General features: G+C 66.3%; 16 protein-coding genes. 10 read left to right on the forward strand and 6 right to left on the reverse strand.

Annotation, left to right across the window (positions count from 1 at the left end; all coding sequences use genetic code 11):
* Nucleotides 1-6: 6 nt before the first annotated feature.
* The 4 genes from VN706_04545 to VN706_04560 form a co-directional block, all read right to left on the reverse strand.
* Nucleotides 7-1,017 (reverse strand): ROK family protein, encoded by a 1,011-nt coding sequence (locus tag VN706_04545; GenBank protein HXT14873.1) that lies wholly within the window; start codon nt 1,015-1,017, stop codon nt 7-9.
* 82 nt (nt 1,018-1,099) lie between these two features.
* Nucleotides 1,100-2,101: a lipopolysaccharide heptosyltransferase II gene (gene waaF, locus VN706_04550; GenBank protein ID HXT14874.1), complete on the reverse strand. Its 1,002-nt coding sequence runs from the start codon at nt 2,099-2,101 to the stop codon at nt 1,100-1,102.
* Between the two features lie 54 nt (nt 2,102-2,155).
* Nucleotides 2,156-3,955: a translation elongation factor 4 gene (gene lepA / locus VN706_04555; GenBank protein ID HXT14875.1), complete on the reverse strand. Its 1,800-nt coding sequence runs from the start codon at nt 3,953-3,955 to the stop codon at nt 2,156-2,158.
* Between the two features lie 219 nt (nt 3,956-4,174).
* Nucleotides 4,175-5,806, reverse strand: coding sequence for a hypothetical protein (locus tag VN706_04560; protein ID HXT14876.1), 1,632 nt, complete (start codon nt 5,804-5,806; stop codon nt 4,175-4,177).
* A gap of 187 nt (nt 5,807-5,993) precedes the next feature.
* Between VN706_04560 and VN706_04565 the strand changes: the two genes are divergently transcribed.
* The 7 genes from VN706_04565 to VN706_04595 all read left to right on the forward strand — a co-directional run bounded on the left by VN706_04565 (nt 5,994) and on the right by VN706_04595 (nt 17,616).
* Nucleotides 5,994-6,938 carry a DUF58 domain-containing protein gene (locus VN706_04565; GenBank protein ID HXT14877.1) on the forward strand — a complete coding sequence of 315 codons (945 nt, stop codon included), beginning with the start codon at nt 5,994-5,996 and terminating at the stop codon, nt 6,936-6,938.
* Nucleotides 6,939-7,092: 154 nt separating this feature from the next.
* The gene (locus VN706_04570; GenBank protein ID HXT14878.1) at nt 7,093-8,916 is read left to right on the forward strand and encodes a VWA domain-containing protein; all 1,824 of its coding nucleotides are present in this window, start codon (nt 7,093-7,095) and stop codon (nt 8,914-8,916) included.
* Complete coding sequence (mfd, locus tag VN706_04575; protein HXT14879.1) at nt 8,916-12,209, forward strand: transcription-repair coupling factor; 3,294 nt, start codon at nt 8,916-8,918, stop codon at nt 12,207-12,209. Before VN706_04570 ends, mfd begins: the two co-directional genes overlap by 1 nt.
* A gap of 28 nt (nt 12,210-12,237) precedes the next feature.
* The gene (locus VN706_04580; GenBank protein ID HXT14880.1) at nt 12,238-13,743 is read left to right on the forward strand and encodes a peptidylprolyl isomerase; all 1,506 of its coding nucleotides are present in this window, start codon (nt 12,238-12,240) and stop codon (nt 13,741-13,743) included.
* A 47-nt stretch (nt 13,744-13,790) separates the two neighbouring features.
* Nucleotides 13,791-15,179 (forward strand): peptidylprolyl isomerase, encoded by a 1,389-nt coding sequence (locus VN706_04585; protein ID HXT14881.1) that lies wholly within the window; start codon nt 13,791-13,793, stop codon nt 15,177-15,179.
* Between the two features lie 5 nt (nt 15,180-15,184).
* Nucleotides 15,185-16,129: a 4-hydroxythreonine-4-phosphate dehydrogenase PdxA gene (locus VN706_04590; GenBank protein HXT14882.1), complete on the forward strand. Its 945-nt coding sequence runs from the start codon at nt 15,185-15,187 to the stop codon at nt 16,127-16,129.
* Entirely contained in the window at nt 16,126-17,616 is a 1,491-nt protein-coding gene (locus tag VN706_04595) for a M20/M25/M40 family metallo-hydrolase (GenBank protein HXT14883.1), read from the forward strand. The genes VN706_04590 and VN706_04595 overlap by 4 nt, the downstream gene beginning before the upstream one ends.
* Before the next feature lie 329 nt (nt 17,617-17,945).
* Here VN706_04595 and VN706_04600 read toward each other — a convergent pair whose 3' ends face one another.
* Nucleotides 17,946-19,277 carry a hemolysin family protein gene (locus VN706_04600; GenBank protein HXT14884.1) on the reverse strand — a complete coding sequence of 444 codons (1,332 nt, stop codon included), beginning with the start codon at nt 19,275-19,277 and terminating at the stop codon, nt 17,946-17,948.
* Nucleotides 19,278-19,360: 83 nt separating this feature from the next.
* Between VN706_04600 and VN706_04605 the strand changes: the two genes are divergently transcribed.
* The 3 genes from VN706_04605 to VN706_04615 are packed head-to-tail and all read left to right on the forward strand — an operon-like array spanning nt 19,361 to nt 22,376.
* Entirely contained in the window at nt 19,361-20,320 is a 960-nt protein-coding gene (locus VN706_04605) for a cation diffusion facilitator family transporter (protein ID HXT14885.1), read from the forward strand.
* A gap of 19 nt (nt 20,321-20,339) precedes the next feature.
* Nucleotides 20,340-20,813 carry a hypothetical protein gene (locus VN706_04610; GenBank protein ID HXT14886.1) on the forward strand — a complete coding sequence of 158 codons (474 nt, stop codon included), beginning with the start codon at nt 20,340-20,342 and terminating at the stop codon, nt 20,811-20,813.
* 54 nt (nt 20,814-20,867) lie between these two features.
* Entirely contained in the window at nt 20,868-22,376 is a 1,509-nt protein-coding gene (locus tag VN706_04615) for a PilT/PilU family type 4a pilus ATPase (protein ID HXT14887.1), read from the forward strand.
* Nucleotides 22,377-22,777: 401 nt separating this feature from the next.
* Here VN706_04615 and VN706_04620 read toward each other — a convergent pair whose 3' ends face one another.
* Nucleotides 22,778-22,981: a hypothetical protein gene (locus tag VN706_04620; GenBank protein ID HXT14888.1), complete on the reverse strand. Its 204-nt coding sequence runs from the start codon at nt 22,979-22,981 to the stop codon at nt 22,778-22,780.
* Between the last annotated feature and the right edge of the window lie 259 nt (nt 22,982-23,240).

Here is a 23,240-nt window from a genome sequence, read left to right on the forward strand (position 1 = left end):
CGCTGGTCACAGCTCCCCGACATGTTCCATCTTGAACGTCGCCACCGCGCCGACCACGCCCGCGGTTCCCGGGAGCTCGCCCGGCACGATCCGCGTCGCCTCGACCGCCGGCCGGAACGCACGCCGCCGCACCTCGGCGCGCAGCGGCACGAAGAGCGCGTCGCCCGCCGCGCGAACACCGCCCGCCACGACCACGACGTCGGCGTTGATGATGTTGAGCAAATTGGCAATACCAACGCCCAGGTAGCGCGCCGTGTCGCGCACGATCTCGCTTGCCACCGCGTCGCCGCGCTGTGCGGCGTCATACACGGTGGCGGCGGTGAGCGCGTCGAGGTTGCCGTTCACGAGCGACGGCAGCAGCGACGCCGTCTCTTCGCGAACCAGGACTTCGCGCGCCCGCACCGCGATCGCCGGCCCCGACGCGTACGCCTCGAGGCATCCATAGTTGCCGCATTTGCAGTGGCGGCCATTGAGATCGATCGTCGTGTGGCCGATCTCGCCCGCGACATCCGACGCGCCGTGAAAGAGCTTGCCGTCGATGATCAGTCCACCGCCGATGCCCGTGCCGATCGTCATGCCGATGACGATGTTGCCGCCGCGCGCGGCGCCCTGCCACCATTCGCCGACCGTCGCACAGTTCGCGTCGTTGTCGAGCGTCGCGGGCAAGTGGAGCCGCGAGGTGATGTGATCGCGCAGCGGAAAGTCGCGCCAGCCCAAGTTCGGCGCGACGATCACGATGCCCTTCTCGCGATCGAGCGGGCCTGGTGCGCCAAGGCCGACGCCAATGAAATCGCCCCGATGTGCGTCCGTCGCGGCCATCGTATCGAGAATCACGCCCTCGATCAAACCGACGATGCGGTCCGCGACGCCTTCGGCGCCCAGCTCCGCGCTCGTCGGAATGGAGCGCATTCCGTAACTGTGTTTTCCATCGGCCGACATCGCGCCCGCGACGATGTTGGTGCCGCCGAGATCGACGCCCACGATGTAATGCTGCGACGACTTCTTCTTGGCGGCCATTCGGAAAGGTCCTTCGCTTCGCTCAGGATGACAGGATGTCGCTCAGGATGACAGGATGTCGCTCGAGCGGACAGGATGTCGGTCAGGAGGACAGGATCGTGCGCGACAGATCGGCGACGTGCGCTGCCGTAATTTCGCGCATGCACCGCCAATGGCCTAGCGGGCATTTCTGCGGGCCATGTCTGTCACATGGGCGGCAAGCCAGACCGAGGTGGCCGGCGACCGCCGCGCGTTCGGCGAGAGGGCCGAATCCAAATTCCGGCACCGTTGGACCGAAGACGGCAACGGTGGGTGTGTTCATCGCCGACGCGAGATGATCCGGCGCGGAGTCGTTCGTGACCAGTAGAGCGCAGCGGCCGATCAGCTCGGCCGACGCGAGCAGCGACAACTTTCCAGTGGCGTCGATCGCGCGGCCGTTCGTCGCCGCGACGATCGCGGTCGCGAGCTCGCGATCCCCCTCGCCGCCCACGATGACAATTCTCGCATCATCGCGCAGCAGCGCGGAGAGCTCGGCGTAGTAAGGCCAGCGCTTCGTGGCCCAGACGCTGCCGGGCGCGAGCGCGACGAGCCGATCGCCCCGTGCGGCGCCGAGCAATGCATCGACAGCCGCGCGCTCCGATTCACCGGGATAGAGTCGGGGCCGCAGCTGCTCGCGCGGCATGGCAGCGAGCGGATCTCGCGTGCCGAGCGACAGCAGGCGCGCGGCGTGATGCATGTTGTCGATGGGCGCGATTCTCGTCGTGTACAGCAGGCGCCCCGCCGACGTCGCGAAGCCGACGCGATCGCGAATGCGCGCCGCGGTGCTCAAGGCGCTCGAGCGCGACGAACCCTGCGCGTGGTACGCCGCGTCGTAGTGCCGCGCGCGCAGCGTCGAGGCCAGACGCATGAAGCCGCCGACTCCGCGGTCCGCCGCGCGCTTGTCGTAGACGATCGTCTCGCGAACGTATGGGTTGTTCGAGAGCAGCGCGCTCGCCGCCGGGGTGCAGACCACGTCGGTCGGTCCTCGCGCGGCGAGGTAGGCAATCAATGGTGTGGTCAGCACCATGTCGCCGAGGAAGGAGGTTTGGATGACGAGGGAGGTCAGAAGGTTCCTCGTTCGTGAAGGAGATCCCTCGCTACGCTCGGGATGACATGCGCGCTACTCGACCTGAAGGACCGCCAAGAACGCCTCCTGCGGAATCTCCACCGCGCCGACCTGCTTCATGCGCTTCTTGCCTTCCTTCTGCTTCTCGAGAAGTTTGCGCTTTCGCGTGATGTCGCCGCCGTAGCACTTCGCGAGCACGTCCTTGCGCAGCGCCTTCACGCTCGAGCGGGCGATGACCTTGTTGCCGATCGCCGCCTGAATGGCGACCTCGAACAGCTGCCGCGGAATGAGCTCCTTCAGCTTGTCGGCGATCTTGCGGCCCCACTCGTACGACTTGTCACGGTGGATGATGACCGAGAACGCGTCGATCGGATCGCCGTTGATCAGCATGTCGAGCTTCACGAGATTCGACTCGCGGTACTCGAGCATGTCGTAGTCGAGACTGGCGTAGCCCCGGCTGATCGTCTTCAGCTTATCAAAGAAGTCTAAAATGATCTCGGCGAGCGGAAACTCCCAGTCGAACTCGACGCGGCTGGTGTCGAGGTACGTCATGTTCTTGTAGACGCCGCGGCGCTCGGTGCCGAGCGTCATGATCGGCCCGATGTACTCGGCGGGCGCCATGATGCGCGCCTTGACGTACGGCTCCTCGATGCGGTCGATCACGCCGGGGTCGGGCAGCTTGGCCGGGCTCTCCAGCAGCTCCATCGTCCCGTCGGTATGATACACGTGATATTCAACGTTTGGAACAGTCGTGACGAGATCCAGATCGAACTCGCGCTCGAGCCGCTCCTGGACGATTTCCATGTGCAGCAGTCCGAGAAACCCGCAGCGAAAACCGAAGCCCAGCGCCGTCGACGTTTCCGGCTCGTAGTTCAACGACGCGTCGTTGAGCTGGAGCTTCTCGAGCGCGTCGCGCAGGGTCTCGTACTGCGTGGTGTCCGTCGGATACAGGCCGGAGAACACCATCGAGTGCACGTCCTTGTAGCCGGGCAGCGGCTCGACGTAAGGGCCCAGCGCGTCGATGACCGTATCGCCAGCACGCGTCTCCTTCACGGTCCGAACGTTCGCGACGACGTAACCGACTTCGCCCGGCCCGAGCTCGTCGGCCGTGACCTGGCGCAGCTGGTTGTAGCCGACTTCCGCCACTTCGTAGACTTGCCCCGACCCCGCGGCGAATTTGATCTTCGAGCCCTTCGCGATCACCCCGTCGACGACGCGCACGCTCGGAATGGCGCCGCGATACCGATCGTAGTACGAGTCGTAGATCAGCGCGCGCAGGGGGGCCTTTGCGTCGCCGCGCGGCGCGGGGACGCGTGCAACGATCGCTTCAAGGAGTTCGGGGATTCCGATTCCTTCCTTGGCGCTCACGAGAATGATCTCGTCCAGGGGCGTGCCGATCAGATCGTGCACTTCCTGCTTCCGGCGCTCCGGCTCGGCGCCCGGCAGATCGATCTTGTTGAGGATCGGAATGATCTCGAGCCCCGCGTCCATGGCGAGGAAGAGATTCGACAGCGTCTGCGCCTGAATACCTTGCGACGCGTCGACGACGAGGATGGCGCCTTCGCATGCCGCCAGCGAGCGCGAGACTTCGTACGTGAAGTCGACGTGCCCCGGCGTGTCGATGAGATTGAACTCGTAGCTCTGCCCGTTCTTCGCCGTGTACGTCATCCGCACGGCGTTGAGCTTGATCGTGATGCCGCGCTCGCGCTCCAGGTCGAGCGTATCGAGCACCTGCTCCTTCATCTCGCGCTTCTGGAGCATGCCGGTGGACTCGATCAGCCGGTCGGCCAGCGTGGACTTCCCGTGGTCGATGTGGGCGACGATGCAGAAGTTGCGGATGTGATCGAGCTTCACGGCAGTCAAAGCGGACTCAACGGAAGAGACGGCGAAAGGCGGGAACTGGTTGTGCCGCCGGAATATAGCGCACCGTCTTCGCGCGAAGGCGCCCTGTCATCCTGAGGCGTGAAACGCCGAAGGACCCCTGTCCCGACGGAGGAGTCCTCTCCGGGGACAGGGGTCCTTCACTCGCTGCGCTCGTTCAGGATGACAAATGCGCTTCGTTCGCGCGACTCGCTATTTCGCGGGCGGCTTGACCGGCGCGCCGCCGGCGCCCGTCGAGGACGAGGATGATGCGGGTTCAGACCGCGCGACCGGTGCGGGTGCCGGCGGAGGCGACGGCGGAGCAACGCGCGCCGCCGGAACTTCCATGCGAGGCGTGGGCTCCGAGCGCGTCGCCGGCGCGCGATTGATGTCACCCGAACCGCGATTGAATCCGGTGTCGCCGCGCGGATTGGTGTAGGTCGAGCCCTGACCACTGTTCTCGGTCCGCATGCGCGGCGGGTTGTAGCCGCTGTTACTGCCGTTGGTGCTGTTGCTGCCACCCGACTGATTCGCGGCGTGCGACCAGCCGCGATTGCCGGCGTCGCTCGCCTGGCCGCGGAATGCGCGCGACCAACCTTCATTGTTACCCGCGTTGCTCGCGTCCTGCGCATGGCGCTCGACCATCTGCTGAATCGTCGGGCGCGTGTGGCTGCCGTCGATCGGTTGTGCATGCGGGTCGGCACGGCGCGGACTCGTGAGTCCCTCTTCCTCGGTGATCAATCCACGCTGCCGATACGTCGGCGAGAAGTGCGCATTTCCCGAGGCGCCCACGTCCTGCGCCGTCACCTGGCCGTGCTGCCGTCCCGTGGGCTTGCCCGGCTCGAGCGGATTGCGTTGCGTGTCGGTGGCCGTCATCGTGCGCGGGCGAGACGGTGGAGCGGGCGGTACGCTCGCGATCGTGAACGGGTTGCCGACGTAGATCGGCGAGCGATAGTAGCAGTCGCCGACCGAGTCATACAGGTAGTTCGAGCCGCGATAGGAGAAATCGAGTCCATTCGCGATCTCGAATCCGAACATGCCCAAGGCGATCGACGAGAACGGGCTTGCGCCCCATCCGGTCGAGAGGGCGTTGCTGACGCCGTAGCCAAATCCGCATTGCGCGGCGCCGTAGCCGAAGGACGAGTAGCTGCTGTACGGCGCGCTGTTGAGCGTATTGAAATACCTGGCGAATTGCACCGTATATGCTTCGCGATTTTCTCCGGCGAGGAGAGCGGCCATCTCGTAGATGGCGGGCTTGGGATCGCGCAGCGATTGCTCATCGGCGAGATCGAAGCTGTCCCACACGCCGTCGCTCGAGACCTTGTCGAAGTGCATCGGCCGCCACGACGCCACGATGAACAGGTATCCGACGCCGCCGTCATATGCGTCCGGATGGTAGGAGCCCGCGTAGTAGCGCGAGTAATCGAAGCGATAGCGGAATTGATTGGTGAAGCCGGCGAAGAAATCCGCCGTCTCGTATCGCTTGCCGCCGCGCACGAATCCATCGTCGCGCGGATCGGTGGGGAAGACGATGCGCACGGTACCGCCCGCGTCGACCTGGCCGATCATCACGTAGGAATCGTCTTCGACGTTGAACGCCGCGCGCACTCGTCGGCTGGAGCTGACCTGCGTCACTTCGGCGCGAACGCTGACGTGCGGTCCTTCACGATCCGCGATCGCCTGCGCGGCCATCGAGTCGCGCTCCGCGGTCGTGACTGGTCGTCGCTCCGCAGTGGGGCCGAACGCTGTCGGCGACCCGGAACCCGTGCCGGAACCCGTGGACGTGGCGCATGCACCCGCCAGAGCGAGGACGCCAACCGAGACTGCGACAAGCCGTGGACGCATGATTCGGCTCCGTTTGCGTGTGTGTATACAAATAAGCATACACTGTACCGCTGTCAAGACTTTCTTGATGCGCCTGTCTCTTGTGCTACGAGGCAATCTGACGCTTCGCTGACCGAACGCCAGGGGCCTCCGAGGGGCCTCTCGGGGGACCCCTGGCCGAGAACCTCCAATTAGGTTTGCATGACCGATGCTAGACTCTACTCGCGCCGACCTGTTCGACCCGGCGAGCCTTGCGGCATTGGGTCGAATCGAGATCGTCGCCCGCTGGATCGTCGACGGCTTCATGTCAGGGCTTCACCGGTCCCCACGGAAGGGATTTTCGGTGGAGTTCGCGGAGTATCGCGCCTATCAGTCTGGCGACGACCCGCGCTACGTCGATTGGAAGATCGCGGCGCGCTCCGACCGGTGGGTCGTGCGGCAATATGAAGAAGAGACCAACCTCCGCTCGACGATCGTGCTGGACGTCAGCAAGTCGATGGACTGGAGCGGCGCGCGCGTCGCCCAATTTCGCGGTGCCGCGGAGCCGGGCGCGAACGGCCGTCTCACCAAGTTGGAGTACGCCGAGCGATTGACCGCGGCGCTGGCGTTGTTGCTGCTGCGCCAGCGCGACGCCGTGGGCCTGGTGCGCTTCGACGACCGCGTACGCTCCTCGATTCCACCCCGCGCCCGCCACGGGCAGTGGCGGCGCGTCGTCGCGGCGCTCGAGGAGCCGGGCATCGGCCGTGCGTCGAGCGCGCCCGACGCGTTGCATCAGGCGGCGCGCCTCATCAACCGGCGCGGAATGATCGTGCTCATCTCCGACTTGCTCATGGACATGGAAGACGTCGAGCGGGCGATGCGCGGCCTGCGCGCCGGTGGGCACGACGTCACGGTGCTGCACGTGATGGATCCCGCGGAGCGCGATCTGCCGTCGAGCGGCGAGGCGCTGTTCGTCGATCCGGAGAGCGACCTGTCGGTGCCCGCGAGCATCGCTGACGTGCGCACGGCATACAAGAATACGGTCGACGAAGTGATCGGCGAGTGGCGCAGCATGTTCGGCGCGCTCGGAATTGGCTACGAGGTGATTTCCACGGATGCACCGTTCGGCGTTCCGCTCCGGCGCGCGTTCGCGGCGCGGCAGGCGTTGCCGTGAAGCGCCTTCGCGTGGGGGTGCTCCTCATGTCATCCCGAGCGGAGGCGCGTAGCGCCGGAGTCGAGGGACCCCCGTCCCGGCGGAGGAGCCGCACGCAGCGCACCGCGGAGAAGGGGGTCCCTCGACTCGCTCCGCTCGCTCGGGATGACATGCGATGAGCTTTCTTGCCCCCCTCTATCTCGCCCTCGCGGCCAGCATTGCCGTCCCGCTCCTCATTCATCTCCTGCGCCGCCGCATGGGGGCGAAGGTGGAGTTTCCAGCCGCGCGCTACCTCGCGCGGGCCGAGCGTGAGCACAGCCGTACGCTGCGCATTAGAAATCTCTTATTGATGCTGCTGCGCATTCTCGCGCTGCTGGCGATCGCCGTCGCCGCCGCGCGGCCCGTCGCTCGCTGGGTGGGCTCCGGCCACGCGCCGACCGCGGTCGCGATCCTCGTCGACAACTCGATGAGCAGCTCCGTGGTCGTGAACGGCCATCCGCTGCTCGACGACTTCAAGCGGATGGCGGGCGACGTGCTCTCGAGCGCGAACGCGTCGGACCGGTTGTGGCTCGTCACGATCGACGGACGCGTGCGCGGCGGCACGGTCGGCGTGCTGCGCGACGAAGTCGGTCGCATCGAAGCGATTGCCGGCGCGGGCGACCCTGCCGGTGCGCTCGCCCGTGCCACCGGTGTGCTGCGCGGCTCGGGGCTCGAGGCGCGGCAGGTCGCCCTCGTCACCGACGGCCAGCGCTCCGAATGGGCGCATGTCACGCCGCCCAGTGACGCGCAGATCGTCGTGTACGCACCGACCACGGCGCCGCCGCCGAATCGGGCGGTGACGCTCGCCGAAGCGCGGCCGACGCGCTGGACGCCGCGCGGCGCCGTCGCGACGCGATTTCTCTCGCACGATTCGACGACGTACCGCGTGACGCTCAACGGCCGCACGTTCGGCCGCGGCACCGCGGCGCCGAACGAAGAGGTGACGCTGCGCGCCGCGCCGACGGAGCGCGGTTGGGTCGCGGGCACCGTCGAGCTCGAGCCTGACGAATTGACGGCCGACAACATTCGTCATTTCGCGGTGTGGATTGGATCGGCGCCGGGGGTGAACGTGTCGCCGGCGGCCGGGCCGTTCATCAAGAACGCCATCGACGTGCTGCGCGCGTCGGAGCGCGTGACCGACGGGCACGATATCAACGTCGTTCCCGGCGACGAAGTCTCGACGCTGCCGGCGCTCATTACCGCGCCGACCGATCCCGTACGCATTGGCGCGGCGAATCGCGCGCTCGAGCGCGCCGGCATTCCGTGGCGCTTCGGCACGCGCCGTTTGGGCGAGGCGCCGGCGCACGGCACGGGCTTCGACGCGGTCACCGTCAGCTCGCGGTTCGATCTCGTCTCGCAAGCCGGCGCGCAGGCGGAAACGCTGGCCGTCGTCGGGCGCGATGCATGGATCGTCGCCGGGCCGCGCTATGTGATCGTGGGCTCTCCACTCACGCCGGATGCAACGTCGCTCCCCGTGCGCGCCACGTTCGTTCCGTGGCTGGGCGGCGTGCTTTCCGAACGCCTCGTCGGCGATCCCGGACAGGTGATCGATGCAGTGCCCGGCGCATCACTGCCGAGGCCTCGGTGGGCCGACGCCATCCAACTCGGCGACCGCCAACCGACGCCGCTTGGCGAAACACTCGATGTTCCCGCGCGCGCCGGGACGTTCTTCCTGCTGCGCGGCACGACGCGCGTGGGTGCGGTCGTCGTGAATCCGCCGCCGGACGAGTCCACGCTCGAGCGATACACCGCCGGCGATCTCCGCGCACGCCTCGGCGGCCGGCATGCGTCGGTCGCGCAGGACGCGGCCACGTGGGCCGCGATGGCCTTTCGCGGCGCGGCGCGGCGCTCGCTCATTCAGCCCGTCCTGCTGTTTGCCCTGCTGATGCTCGTCGTCGAAGCGATCGCCATCGGCGCGCGCATGCGGTATCCGGGGTTCCTTGGGCGGCGAACCGCCTGATGGCGCTCGACGCTCTGCTGGATGCCGTCGAGCGACTGCCGGCATTTCAAAGAATACTCAATACGCTCCCGGCGCCGGGCGGCCGTTTGTCCGTCGGCGGCCTGCCGGGATCGTCCGACGCCGTGCTGGTCGCCGCGCTCGCGCGTCGCCTGCCGACGCGCTTCTTCGCGATCGCGGCCGAAGGCGTCGGCGCGGCGGAACGCTGGCTCGCGGACCTCGAGACGCTGTTCGGCGACGAGACGCCGCTGGCGCTCTACCCGGCGCGGGAAGGATTTGGTGAAGCCGAACCGCACATGGAGATCGCCGGCGAGCGCGTCGAGACGCTGGAGAAGCTGACGCGCGGCGAGCTCCGCGTGCTGCTCACCACCGCGCGGGCGCTCCTCGAGAAGACGCGTATGCCGCGCGCGCTCAAGGATCTGCGCGTCGAGCTCCGCAAAGGGGCGTCGTACCGGCTGCGCGAGCTCGCCGACCATCTCGAGGCGATCGGTTTCGAGCGTGTGACGCTCGTCGAAGACGTCGCGCAGTTCAGCATTCGGGGCGGCATCTTCGACGTTTATAGTTTTGGTATGACAGAACCAGTACGTGCCGAATTCTGGGGCGACGAGATTGTCGACCTGCGGCACTTCGATCTGGTATCCCAGCGCTCGAGCCGTGCCGTGGACTACGCGCTCGTTCTTCCCGTGGACGGCCACGTGCGCGAAGACGCGGGCGGCGAGTACGATCGCGCGTCGATCGCGACGCTCTTTCCGCCGGACACGCTGCTGATCGTGCCGCGGGGCGAGCACATCGAGCCGGAACTGCGGCGCACGTGGCAGGACGCGGCGCACCACATCGAGCTGGCGCGGAAGCGCGGCGAAGACATCATCCGGCGCGAGGAGCTCTTCGAGACGCCGGAGACGACGCTCGCCGCGTTGAGCCGGCTCGGAACGCTCACGGCGGTCGAAGCTGACGGTGCCGCCGAAGTCACGCTGCCGCTTCGCTCGCCCGAGGCGGTCGATCGCGACATCAAGCAGCTCAAGCGATTGGTGCGCGACGGCACGCCGACCGTGATTCTGTGCGACAACGAAGGCCAATGCGAACGACTCGATGAGCTGTTGAGCGACGAGTTCATCGGACCGTCGCCCGCCGCGCTGTCGATCGGCGTGCTCGATGGCGGCTTCATCGTGCCGCCGGCCGGTGGATTCAACGGTCTGCGCATTCTCACCGACCACGAGATCTTCCGGCGCGAGCGGCGCATTCGTCGCGCGCGGCGGTACATCAGCGGCAGCGCGGCGCTCGACACGATGACGCTCAAGAACGGCGACTTCGTGGTGCATCTCGAGCATGGCGTCGGCATCTATCGCGGGATCGAGACCATCTTCGTGGGGCAGAGCACGATCGAAGTCGCGGTCGTGGAGTACGAGGGCGGGGATCGCCTCAACGTGCCGCTCTACCGCATCGATCAGCTCGAGCGCTACCGCTCGGCCGACGACGTCTCGGAGGATTCGCCGCCGCCGCGACTCCATCATCTGGGCGGAAAGCGGTGGGCGGCGCAGCGCGACAAGGCGCGCGCGGCGATTCAGGAGATGACCGTCGAGCTGCTCGACCTCTACGCGCGGCGAAAGATTTCGACGCGTCCGCCGCACGTGCCGGACACGCCGTGGCAGCGGCAGCTCGAGTCGGCATTTCTCTTCGAGGATACGCCCGACCAGCGCACCGCCACGACGCAGGTGAAGGCGGACATGGAGAGCACGCGGCCGATGGACCGCTTGCTCGTGGGCGACGTCGGATACGGCAAGACGGAGATTGCCGTCCGCGCGGCGTTCAAGGCCGTGCAGTCGGGCAAGCAGGTGGCGGTGCTCGTGCCGACGACGATCCTGGCCGATCAGCACCAGCGCACGTTCAGCGAGCGGCTCGCCGATTTTCCGATTCGAACCGCCGCGCTGTCGCGTTTTCAAAGCGCGAAAGAGCAATCTCAAATACTCGTCGAGATTGCGGAAAAGAAGATCGACATCGTAATTGGTACCCATCGGTTACTAAGTCCCGACGTGCAGTTCAAGGAGCTCGGACTGATCGTGATCGACGAGGAGCACCGGTTCGGCGTGAAGCACAAGGAGCGGCTGAAGCAGCTCAAGCTCCAGACCGACGTGCTGACGCTCACCGCGACGCCCATTCCGCGCACGCTGCACCTGTCGCTCGCCGGGCTCCGCGACATGACGTTGATGCAGACGCCGCCGCGCGATCGCTCGCCGGTGCTGACCTACGTCGAGCCCTGGGACGATGGTCTCATCGACGAGGGCGTATCACGCGAATTGGATCGTGGCGGCCAGGTGTTCTTCGTCCACAACCGCATCGAAACGATCCAGGCCATCGCTGACCACATCAAGCGCATCGTCCCGCGCGCGCGCATCGCGGTGGCGCACGGGCAAATGAAGGAGAAGGAGCTCGAGGACTGCATGCACTCCTTCATGCGCGGCGACATCGACGTGCTCGTGTCGACGATGATCGTCGAGTCGGGCCTCGACGTGTCGAACGCCAACACGATGTTCGTCAATCGCGCCGACACCTTCGGGCTCGCGCAGCTCTATCAGTTGCGCGGGCGCGTCGGACGGTCGCATCGCCGGGCGTATTGCTATCTGCTCGTGCCGGACTCCGTCGATCCCGACGCCGAGCGCCGCTTGCAGGTGCTCGAGCACCACACGGAGCTGGGCGCGGGGTATCGCATTGCGCTCAAGGATCTCGAGATGCGCGGCGCCGGCAATTTGCTGGGCGCCGAACAGTCGGGATTCGTGCATGCGGTGGGCTTCGACATGTATCTCCGCATGCTCGAGGAGACCGTGCGTCGCCTGATGAGCGGTGACGCCGCGCCCAAGCTCGTGCCCTCGGACGTCACGATCGATACGCCGAACTACCTGCCGGATGACTACGTCGTCTCGCAGGACGCGAAGATCGACGTCTACAAGCGGCTGGCACGGTTCGAACACCCCGCTGACATCGAGGCCTTGCGGCTCGAGCTCCGCGATCGGTTTGGCCCTCTGCCGGCACCAGCCGAGGCCATGCTTGCGCTCGCTCAGCTGCGGGTCATCGGCGGGGCGATGGGGATCGAGGGCATCCTGGTGCGTGGCGACGAGGCTCGTATTACCTTTAGAGATTCTGCCGCGCCCAGGGTGAAAGGCCTGTCCGCGGCATTTCACGATGTGCAGTTCCAAGCGGAGGTCCGCCGAGCGGTTCCGCTGTCGTTAAAGCTTACCCGCCTTGGCGGCGCCCCGATGCTGGACGGTCTCGTTCGCGCGCTTCGCGGCCTCGTCACCTAGCCCTTAACACAAAAGCCCCCAGCATTTCATGCGCTCTCGCTTATTGATCGGCTTCGCCGCCGGCGCAACGGTCCTGACCGCGTGTCAGGGCCTCAAGGAAGCTCTCACCGCGCACGTCGACGTCGTCGCCCGCGCCGGCTCGCAGGAGCTGTCGGTGACCCGGCTGGCCGACCTGCTCGGCAAGGCGAAGATCCAGGTCCCGGTCACGCGCGACAACGCCGCGATCATCACGGACATCTGGACGAGCTATCAGCAGCTCGCCTACGCCGCGGCGCATGGCGATTCGCTCAACGACAAAAAGGCGATCGATGCGGCCATCGCGCCGCTGACGAACGCGCAGCGGGTCAACCGCTTCATGGACTCGGTGCAGAAGACCATCAAGGTCGACTCGGCGAATGAAGCGGCGTACAACCAGGCGGCCGGCGATCTCCTCGCCGCGCGGCACATCCTGATCGGCTTCAAGAATCCGGGCGTCCCCGCGACGCAGGCCGAGAAGGATTCACTCAAGAAGAAGGCGGACATGGTTCGCGCGCAGGTGACGAACGCGAACTTCGAGGACCTGGTGAAGAAGTACAGCAGCGATCCCTCGGCGGCGCAGAACAAGGGGAACCTGGGCGTCTTCCCGAAGCAGATGATGATCAAGCAGTTCTCCGACGCGACCGCCGCGCTCAAGCCGGGCGAGATCTCGCAACCGGTCGAGACGAGCTTCGGCTACCACATCATTCAGCGTCTGCCGTGGGCTGAAGCGCAGAAGGATTTCGTGGCGCAGTACGCGCAGACCGCGCAGCGCACGGCGATGGACAAGTACGTCGCCCAGGCTGAAACCACCGCGGCGATCACGGTGGCCGGCAATGCGCCGGCCATGCTCAAGGACGCGGTGAAGGACGCGAACAAGCATCGCACCGACAAGGGCACGCTGGCCACCTACAAAGGCGGCACGCTGACCGTTGGCGACATGCTCGGCTGGTTGGAGACGTTTCCGCCGCAGCAGCAGATCATGACGCGCATTCCCACGGCGCCGGACTCGGTGCTCAAGCCGTTCGTGAAGCAGATCGCCGTGCAGCAGGTCATGCTGAAGCGCGCCGACAGCGCGCACTTCGACGTGTCGCCGGAAGAGAAGGCGAACATGTACCAGTCGTTCAATCAGATGGTGACGACGGTGTGGCAGCAGCTCGGCGTCGATCCGAAGCAGCTCGCCGACAGCGCGAAGAGCACGGCGGAGAAGGAGCGTCTCGCCGCGTCGCGCGTCGATGCGTACCTCGATCGGATGATGGCGGGCCAGGCACAGGTGCTGAACGCGCCGGCGCCGCTCAAAAAGCTGCTCGACGCGAAGTACGAGGCGTCGGTCAATCAGGCGGGCATCGATCGCGCGGTGGTTGCCGCCGGACGGGTCCGTGCGAGCGCCGACTCGGCGCGAGCGGCGAATCAGCCGAAGTCGCAGATTCCGATTCCGGGCATGGGTGGTCCGCCGGGCGGAGCGCCGCCGCCGGCCCAGCCGGCTCAGCCGGCGCCGACTGGTCCGAAGAAGCCGTAACCAGTTTCTAGGGACCAACAGTCCCTCTTGGTGGGTATTCCGATCGTATGCGAACACAATTTCTCGCCACGTCACTGCTCGCGCTGAGCGCCTCGCTGTCGGCGCAGCAGCCCGTGGCAGCCGCGCCGACCAAGCCGGTGCCGCTCGAGGGCATCGTGGCCGTGGTCGGCGACCAGCTCATCACGCGCTTCGATCTTCAGGAGGCGTATCTCGCCAAGATTCAGCGCGGCGAGGTGCCGCCGCCGAAGACGCGCGAGGACACCCTGACCATCGAGCGCGACGCGCTGAACGACATGGTCGAAGAAGAGCTGCTCATTCAGAAGGCGAAGGACCTGAAGGTCGAAGTCACCGACGCGGACATCACGCCGGCGGTCGACAACCAGGTCAAGAACGTGCGCGCCGGTTTCACGAACGAGACGGAGTTCCGCAATGCGCTCGCGAAGGCCGGCATGGGCACGCCCGAGGAATACCGCCGCTATCTGATGGACCAGCTGCGCCGCCGGTACACGCACGAGAAGGTGCTGCGCAAGCTGCAGCAGGACGGCAAGATCATTCCCGTGAACGTGACGGACGCGGAAGTCGCGGCCGAGTTCGAGAAGGAGAAGCCGTTCCTTGGTCCGAAGCCAGCGGCGGTGACTTTCAAGCAGATCGTAATCATGCCGCAGGCGAGCGCGGCGGCGAAGGAAGCGGCTCGCGTGAAGGCGGAGTCACTGCTGGTGCAGATTCGCGCCGGCGGCGATTTCGACCGCATCGCGAAGCGCGAATCGATGGACCTCGCGTCGAAGGAGACGGGTGGCGATCTCGGGTGGATCCGCCGCGGCCGGATGGTCGCCGACTTCGACGTCTGGCTCTTCGGCGGCCCGTTCCGCGCGCCGCTGCAGCCCGGGCAGGTGAGCCCGGTATTCGAGACGCCGTATGGGTTTCACATCGTGCGCGTCGATCGCGTGCAGACGGGCGAGGTAAAGGCGCGACAGATTCTCATCGTGCCGAAGATCGATTCGTCGGATATCGCGCGCACGGCCAAGTTGGCGGACAGTGTCGCCGCGCTGCTCAAGTCCGGCGTTCCGTTCGATACGCTCGCCAAGAAGTACCACGACTACGCGGGCAACGAGGAGACGGGCATTCTCGATCCGTATCCGCGCGACAGCTTGCCGGTGCAGTATCAGAAAGCATTTCTGCTCCACAAGCCGAACGACATCGTCACGTTTCAGATTCCAGGTCCGGCGCAGCGGCCGGACGTGCCGAAGTTCGTCGTGGCGCAGTTGCTCACGGTGACCGAGGGCGGTGAACGCACGCTCGACGAGGTGAAGGCGGCGGTGCGCGCTGATCTCGCGTTGCGAGGCGGTGTCCGCCGTTACGTCGACACGTTGCGCAAACAGACATACGTCGCGATCCGCCTCGATGAGGCCGACGCGGACGACGCCAAGCGGCCGTAGTCGGCGTGGCGGATTCCGATCGCCGGCCTCGTCTGGCAGTCACACTTGGTGACGTGCGCGGGATTGGACCGGAGATCGTGGGACGAGCGGCGGCGTCGCGCGAGGTGCGCGATGCCGCCGATCTCATCTTGGTCGGCCCGCACGGCGCGGGGATCGACGTCGACGAAGCAACGGGCGAATGCGCGCCACCGTGCGGCGCGGCGGATGCCGGACGATTCGCGGGCCGCGCGATCGAACGGGCGGTTGCACTGGCTCTCGAAGGATCGGTCGACGGCATCGTCACCGCGCCGATCGACAAGCTCGCGCTGCTGAACGGCGGCTACCGATATCCCGGTCACACCGAGATGCTCGCGTCGCTCACCGGCCGCCGCGTGGCGATGATGCTTGCGGCCACGCGGCCACGCGGCGACGCGGTGAATCCGCTACGCGTCGTATTGGCGACGACGCACATCGCGCTGCGCGACGTCGTCGCTTCTGTCACTCCACAAGCGATTGCGATCGCCGCGAAGGTGACGCGCCAAGGATTGCAGGAGTGGTTCGGCATTCCCGAGCCGCGCATCGCGCTGTGTGCGCTCAATCCGCACGCGGGCGACGGCGGACGATTCGGCAATGAAGACGAGGACGTGCTACGACCCGCCGCCGAAGCCGCGGGAATCGCCGGTCCCTTTCCAGCCGACACGGTGTTCGTGCGCGCGATGCGCGGCGCCTTCGACGCCGTGATCGCGCCGTATCACGATGTTGGCATGACGGCCATCAAGGTCGCCGCATTTGGCGGCGCGGTGAACGTCACGCTCGGCCTTCCGTTTCCGCGCACCTCGCCCGATCACGGGACGGCGCTCGACATCGCGGGGAAGGGCGTCGCCGACGCGTCCAGCATGATCGAATCGATCGTCCTGTGCGCGCAGATCGTGCGCCGGACGCGGGAACGCACTCAAGGAGCGGTCGCATGATTCGAAGGTCGGTCGCGGTGGTCGCGCTGCTTGCCTCATTTGGCGCAACAACCCTGGCGAGCGCGCAAGCGCCGGTGGCGCAGCAGGCAGTCGTCGTACCGACGAACGACGACGTCGTCGCGCGCCTCGTCGACGAGGGGATGCATCGCTCGCATGCCGATGCGGACCTGGAATATCTGCTCGACGTCATCGGTCCGCGGTTGACGGGCAGTGCCGAGATGCGCCGCGCCAACGAGTGGACACAGCAGAAGTTCGCCGAGTATGGCGCGGATCGCACGGCGCTCGAGGCGTGGAAGTTCGGCGTCGGTTGGACGCGCGGCCCGATGACGCTGCGCATGCTCGCGCCGCAGCGGCGCGAGATGATCGGCGTGTCGTGGGCGTGGTCGCCGGGCACGAACGGCCCACTCGCGGGCGACGTGGTGTTCATGGACGCGCGCACGGAGGCCGAGTTCAACGATCGGTTCAAGGGAAAGCTGGCCGGCAAGTGGGTGATGATGGGCTTGCCGTACGCGAACGAGAATCCCGCGGCGCCGCCGGTGACGCACGCGGACTCCGCACATCTCGACAGCCTTCGCCGGAGCGTGTTCGCGCGCAACCCGGACGAAACGCATTTCTTCGCGATCCGCACGGCACTCGCGGCGTACGAGCATCCCGCCGGACTCATTCGCGACGGCGGCAAGCAGTTTGGTCTGCTCACGATGAGCGGCTCGCCGTCGGCGATCTCCTCGCTGCCGCAGATCGTGATCGCGCAGGAGAACTACGATCAATTCATTCGGCTGTCGCGGCGCGGTGTGCCCGTACGCATCGAGGCCGACATCAAGAATTCGTTCACGCGCGATCCGCTGGAGGCGTACAACACGGTCGCCGAGATTCGCGGGAGCGAACATCCGGATGAAGTCGTCATCCTGGGCGCGCATCTCGACTCGTGGGATCTCGCGACCGGCGGCACGGACAATGGCGCGGGTGCCATTGCGGTGCTCGAGGCGATGCGCATTCTCGAGGCGAGCGGCGTGAAGCCCAAGCGGACGATCCGATTCGTGCTCTTCTCCGGCGAAGAGGAAGGGCTGTTTGGATCGCAGGCGTACGTCGCGGAGCATACGAAGGAGTTGAACAAGGTTCAGGCGGTGCTGGTGCTCGATAATGGCACCGGACGCATTACGGGAATGTCGCTGCAAGGCCGCGAAGATCTACGCACGATGTGGAAGACAATGCTCGCCCCGGTGGCGACGCTCGGCGGATCGAATCTGGTGGTGTCGTCGGGGAACAAGACCGGCACCGATCATTTGTCGTTTCTGCCGTATGGTGTGCCGGCGTTCAACTACGATCAGCTGACGCGCGGGTACAACTGGACGCACCACTCGCAGATCGACGATTACGACAATACGGTGCCAGGGGATGTGGCGCAGGCGGCGACGATCATGGCCGTGAACGCGTGGCAGCTTGCCGATCTCGATGTGTTGTTGCCGCGAGGGGCCGTAACGAAATAGGTGTGTTGCGCCCGTCCGTCCGCGCTCCGGGCGCAGCGGACGCTCAGGGCCGGGGATGTCTTCCGGCGAGCGAGCGCAATAGTGCCGATACAGCCGGGCACTATTGCCACGCCTCGCCTCCAGACATCCCCGGCCCTTCGCTCGCGTTGTCATTCCGACCGCAGCGAGGAATCTGCCGTCCGTGCGGATTGGCCGGCCGCTCGACCGGGATGCCAGATCCCTCGCTTGCGGCTCGGGATGACGCGCGGAGCAATTCGCGCGCTGTTCGCGCAGCGTCCGGGCCGCGCGGCCGCGGTACGCTCTCAAAGGCGACCGAACGTGCGACGACACTAGCTCGACGCCGCGCGCTCCTTGGCCCGACGATCGCCCGCCGAGTGCAGATCGACGGCGAGCGTCTCGATGCGGCGACCTTCCATTTGCCGCACCGTGAAGATCGCTCCCCCGGCGGTGATTCGATCCCCGACAATCGGCAGCCGGCCCAGCGCGCCGAAGATATACCCGCCGATCGTGGTATAGTCGTCCGTCGGCACGTCGAGCCCGAACCGCTCGTTGAGCTCGTCGATGTTCGTCGCGCCCGGCACGATCACGAGATCCGCTCCCTCGCGCTCGGGATGCTCGAGCGGCTCGTCGTACTCGTCGAAAATCTCGCCGACGATCTCCTCGAGGAGATCCTCCATCGTCACGAGTCCCGCGGTGCCGCCGTACTCGTCGAGCACGATCGCCATGTGCACCTTGAGGCGCTTGAAGTCGGCGAGCACGTCCTCGACCTCGCGCTGGCCCGGCACCACGTGCACGGGCCGCATGAGATCGCGCAGCGAGTAGTCCGCGGGCCGCGTGTGCAGGATGGGAATCAGATCCTTGGCGAGGATGACGCCCACGATGTTGTCGATCGTTTCCTCGTACACCGGGTAGCGCGAGCGCCCGCTCTCCTCGACGAGCGCCAGCGTCTCGTCGAGCGTCGCCGTGACGTCGAGCGCGTCGATCTCCGTGCGCGGCGTCATGACCTCGCGCGCATTCTTTTCAGAGAACTCGAATACCCCCTCGAGCAGGTGCGCGTCCTGAGGCTGTAGAACGCCTACCTCCTGGCTCTGCTCGACGAGCATGCGCAGCTCTTCGGGCGAGTGCACGTTCTCTTCGGGGTTCACGGCCTTTTGTCCGATCAGGCGCAGCACCACGTCCGACGTTCGGGTGAGCACCGACGTGAGCGGCTTGGTCAGCCATCCGAACGCCAGCAGCGGTGGCGTCGTCCAGCGCGCGACGTTCTCGGGATGCGACAGCGCAATCCCGCGCGGCACGAGCTCGCCGAATACGACGTGAAAGAACGTCACCACCGCCAGCGCGATCGCCGCCCCGACGCCCACGCGCACCGACACGTCGATGATCCACGGGAGGTTGCCGAGCCGCGCTCCAAACCAGTCGCCCAGAGCGCTCTCGGCCAAGGCGCCGAGCGCGAGGCTCGCCAGCGTGACGCCAAGCTGGCTCGCGGAGTACACCCGAGCGAGATTTGACGCAGCACGCAACGCCAGCCGAGCCTTCCAGTCGCCCGTGCGGGCCATGGATTCGAGGCGCGTCCGGCGCGAGCGAACCAACGCGAACTCGGCGGCGACGAAGAATCCGTTCAGCACCAGCAGAACGGCAATGGCGATCAGACGAGGTAGCACTAAGAAAACTTACGCGGATCGACCGCAGCCGTCGATCCTTCGACACGCCGATCATTCGACGAGTCCGTTCCTGATGGAGTGATATGCCGCATTTGCATCTGCATGGCTCGGGACACGACCACGCGCACGATCATGGCCACGGTCACTCGCATGGCCACGATCACGCGCACCATCACGCCGCGTCGACGCGAGCGCTCGCCTGGTCGCTGGTGCTCACCGTCATCATCCTCATCGCGGAGGGGGCCGGCGGCTGGCTTGCCAACTCGCTGGCACTGCTCGCCGACGCCGGTCACGTACTCACCGATGCGGGCGCGCTCGGTCTATCCCTGTTCGTCGCGTGGCTTGCGCGGCAACCGGGATCGGCGGAGAAGACGTTCGGGTATCTGCGCTGGGAAATCCTCGCCGCGCTGATCAACGGCGCGACGCTGCTCCTCATCTCGGCGTGGATCGTCGTCGAGGCGATCGTGCGCTTCAAGCATCCCGAGTCTGTCGCTGGTGGCCTCATGCTCGGCGTCGCGCTGCTTGGCTTCGTGATCAATGGCGGCGCCGTGTGGATGCTTCACGGGGTGCGCGAGGGAAGTCTCAACGTTCGCGGCGCGTATCTGCACGTGCTCGGCGACATGCTCGCGTCAGGCGGCACCGTCGTCGCGGCGCTCGTCATTCGCATGACCGGATGGACCGGCGCCGACCCGATCGCCTCGCTCGTCACGACCGTGCTGATCATCGCCGGTGCGTGGCGTCTGGTGCGCGAGTCGGTCAACGTGCTGCTCGAGGCGGCGCCGGCGCACATCGCGCTCGACATGGTGCGGCAGAAGCTCGAAACGATCGAGGACGTCGAATCCGTTCACGATCTCCATGTGTGGACCGTGACGTCCGGGATGATCGCGCTCAGCGCGCATGCGATCGTGCGCGACTGCACCTGCCATCAGCGCGTGCTCGAGCGCGCGCACGAAGTGTTGCAGGAGCTGGGCATTCATCACGTGACGATTCAGCTCGAAGCCGACGAGCAATTCGAGCGAGAGCAACTCCACCTTCACCCGTAACGCCCGTGACGCTTCGCCGATGACCAGTGGGCCGAGCGAGTACCGGATCGAGAAGGTTCGCCGCCGCGTGTCGCTGGTGATGGCGGGCGGCGAGCGGCTTCACGGGGACATTTTCCTGCAACCCACCGCCCGCTACCACTCCGGGCCGCAGGAGCCGCTCGATCTGCTCAACGAGTCGGACGCGTTTCTGCCCGTCGACATGGACGGCCGAAATCTCTCGCTCGTCGCCAAGGATCAGATCATCCGGGTTCAGTACGAGGAACGGGCGGCCGATACTGAAATGGACGGTGTGGCGCTGGCGTCCGTGGAGATTCACTGCACGGACGGCAGCGTGGTCGGCGGCACGATCCGTCTCGAGACGCGCGCCGATCGTCCACGCCTGCTCGACTTTCTGAACGGCGGCGGCGACCACGAGCGATTTCTTCGTCTGCGAATGCCGAACGGCGTATGTCTGGTCAACCGGCGGCAGATCGCGCAGGTCCGACACCGATGACGCTCGGCCGGCGACGATGGATCGCGCAGCACGTGCATCAGGCGCATCAATTTCATGGCCCAACTCGATCGTCTTCTCGCCGTCATGGCGGGCAACAAAGCGGGCGTCCTGACGCTCGACGAGGGCAACCCGGCGCGATACGAAGCGACGGGAACCGGCGACGCGCGGCCGGTCACGCGCACCCCGCTTACCGGTCCGCAGATCGTCTCGCTGCTTCGTGAGGTGGCGCCGCCGGAATGGGCGCTGCACCTGGATCGCGGGGCACCGGCGCAGTTCACGTACGTGTCGAGCGAGGGCGTCTTCGCGACGCGCGCCGAGGTGAGCGATGGACGCTGGCACGTGCGCATCGGCGCGGCCGAGGTGCCCCCGCTGGCGCTCGTCGGCGACGACCTCGAGGCCGAGCCGAGCATACGCGCTGCGTCGATTGGCGGCAAGCTCGATGTCGCGATGGATTCGCCGGCGCGGTCGCGCATCGACCAGCTGCTTCGCTTGACGGTGTCGCGCGGCGCGTCCGATCTCCATTTGCGCGCGGGCGACGTGCCGATGCTGCGCTGCCATGGCGAGATCGAACGCCTCACGGATTGGCCGGCGCTGCGCGCGGACGAAGTGGCCGCCCTCGTCGACGCGACCATGCCCGCGGTCAATCGCGCCGAGTTCACGGAGACGTGCGATACGGACTTCGCATATGAGATTGCTGATTGCGCGCGCTTCCGCGCGAACGCGTTCAGGGAGCGCGCGGGCACGGCGGCGGTATATCGCCGCATTCCGCCGGCCGTAGTGACGGTCGAGGCGCTCGGGCTTCCGGTCGAGGTGCAGCGGTTGTGCGCGCTCACGCGCGGACTGGTGCTCGTCACCGGTCCGACGGGTTCCGGCAAGTCGACGACGCTGTGCGCGATGCTCGATCTGGTGAATCGGACGCGGAGCGATCACATCGTGACGATCGAGGATCCGATCGAGTTCGTGCATCCGAGCCAGCGCTGCATCGTGTCGCAGCGCCAGGTCGGCATGCACACGCGCTCGTTCAAGACGGCGCTGCGCGCCGCGTTGCGCGAGGATCCCGACGTGGTGCTGATCGGAGAGATGCGCGATCTTGAGACGGTGTCGATCGCGCTGGAGACGGCCGAGACGGGCCATCTCGTCTTCGCGACGCTGCATACGACGACGGCGGCGACGACGATCGATCGCATCATCGATCAGTTTCCGGCGGATCAGCAGGAGCAGATTCGCGTGATGCTCGCCGACTCGCTCCGCGGCGTGATTTCCCAGACCCTGTGCAAGAAGATCGGCGGCGGCCGCGTGGCGGCGCGCGAGGTGTTGTTCAATACGGCGCCCGTCGCGAATCTCATTCGCGAGCGGAAGACCTTTCAGATCGGCTCGATCATCCAGACCTCGAAGCGGCTCGGAATGAACACGCTCAACGATGCGTTGATCGAGCTGGTCGAGACGAGGCAGGTGGAGTTGGCGGACGCGTACATCAGCGCGGCGGACAAATCACAGTTCGTGAATGCGTGCCGGGCGAAGGGAATCGATGCGTCCGGGGTGGCGGCGGCTCTCTCGGCCTGAGGCTCTCGCGCGTCGGACGCCACTCTATCCGGAACGTTTGGAAATCGCTACCACGGACGGACGTCGGACAACGGCGGACCGGCACGGAGACGGCGTTCAAACAGTGCCACAACGGCGTTCCAAGTCGAATGCTTTTTCGAAGAGCCTCAGGATGCTGTGCGAATCAAAGCGTCCTGAGGGGGTTTAAGAAAAAATCATTGAACTGTAGTTGACTGCAGTTCACGCCGTCTCCGTGCCTTTCCGCCGTTGTCCGCCGTTTGTCCGTGGTCATGGGTTCCGGCGCGCCACTTTCGTCCCGCCGCGACACACCACAAATACAACAGCGCGCGGTGGTCCCTTCCGCGCGCTGCGAGAAAAAAATTGCGAGCTCTTGTCGCGGCCTCACCCGCGATCAACGCTCGCTACGTTCGCGTGTCCTGCCGGGACTGACCGATCGCGTCGTCTGCCGGGCTCGATGCCTCGTGCAGCTCTCCGCGGGCCTTGGAGTATTCGTCCCGCTCGGCATAGCCGTAGCCGCCGAGCACTTCTCCGCCGCGCATGTAATCGTGTCCGTAACCGCGCCCGTGTGGGTAATTCTCGAGCGCAGCTTCTTCGGACTGATTCATGGGCCACCTCCTGCGTATGGCGTGATGGGACCATCGGGAACGCTCTTGTAACGATCGCGCTCCTATGCGGCATTCTGCGTGCCTTGTGGTCAATTACGCAAGGGGGACTTGGCGGACGGGAGTATGGCCTCGGGGGGCGTCGGGGCGTCGGGGCGTCGGGAGGTCGAGCTCTTGCGCTCGCCATACGCCCATACGCCCATACGCCCATACGCCCATACGCCCATACGCCCATACGCCCATACGCCCATACGCCCATACG

The sequence above is a fragment of the Gemmatimonadaceae bacterium genome (assembly GCA_035606695.1).
In the GTDB taxonomy this organism is placed as follows: domain Bacteria; phylum Gemmatimonadota; class Gemmatimonadetes; order Gemmatimonadales; family Gemmatimonadaceae; genus JAQBQB01.

What these genes read in the sequence shown, in the direction of transcription:
- VN706_04545 (HXT14873.1), bottom strand. Translation starts at nt 1,017, where the DNA reads ATGGCCGCCAAGAAGAAGTCGTCGCAGCATTACATCGTGGGCGTCGAT.
- VN706_04570 (HXT14878.1), top strand. Translation starts at nt 7,093, where the DNA reads ATGAGCTTTCTTGCCCCCCTCTATCTCGCCCTCGCGGCCAGCATTGCC.
- VN706_04565 (HXT14877.1), top strand. Translation starts at nt 5,994, where the DNA reads ATGCTAGACTCTACTCGCGCCGACCTGTTCGACCCGGCGAGCCTTGCG.
- VN706_04610 (HXT14886.1), top strand. Translation starts at nt 20,340, where the DNA reads ATGACCAGTGGGCCGAGCGAGTACCGGATCGAGAAGGTTCGCCGCCGC.
- VN706_04560 (HXT14876.1), bottom strand. Translation starts at nt 5,806, where the DNA reads ATGCGTCCACGGCTTGTCGCAGTCTCGGTTGGCGTCCTCGCTCTGGCG.
- VN706_04580 (HXT14880.1), top strand. Translation starts at nt 12,238, where the DNA reads ATGCGCTCTCGCTTATTGATCGGCTTCGCCGCCGGCGCAACGGTCCTG.
- VN706_04620 (HXT14888.1), bottom strand. Translation starts at nt 22,981, where the DNA reads ATGAATCAGTCCGAAGAAGCTGCGCTCGAGAATTACCCACACGGGCGC.
- mfd (HXT14879.1), top strand. Translation starts at nt 8,916, where the DNA reads ATGGCGCTCGACGCTCTGCTGGATGCCGTCGAGCGACTGCCGGCATTT.
- VN706_04605 (HXT14885.1), top strand. Translation starts at nt 19,361, where the DNA reads ATGCCGCATTTGCATCTGCATGGCTCGGGACACGACCACGCGCACGAT.
- VN706_04595 (HXT14883.1), top strand. Translation starts at nt 16,126, where the DNA reads ATGATTCGAAGGTCGGTCGCGGTGGTCGCGCTGCTTGCCTCATTTGGC.
- VN706_04585 (HXT14881.1), top strand. Translation starts at nt 13,791, where the DNA reads ATGCGAACACAATTTCTCGCCACGTCACTGCTCGCGCTGAGCGCCTCG.
- VN706_04615 (HXT14887.1), top strand. Translation starts at nt 20,868, where the DNA reads ATGGCCCAACTCGATCGTCTTCTCGCCGTCATGGCGGGCAACAAAGCG.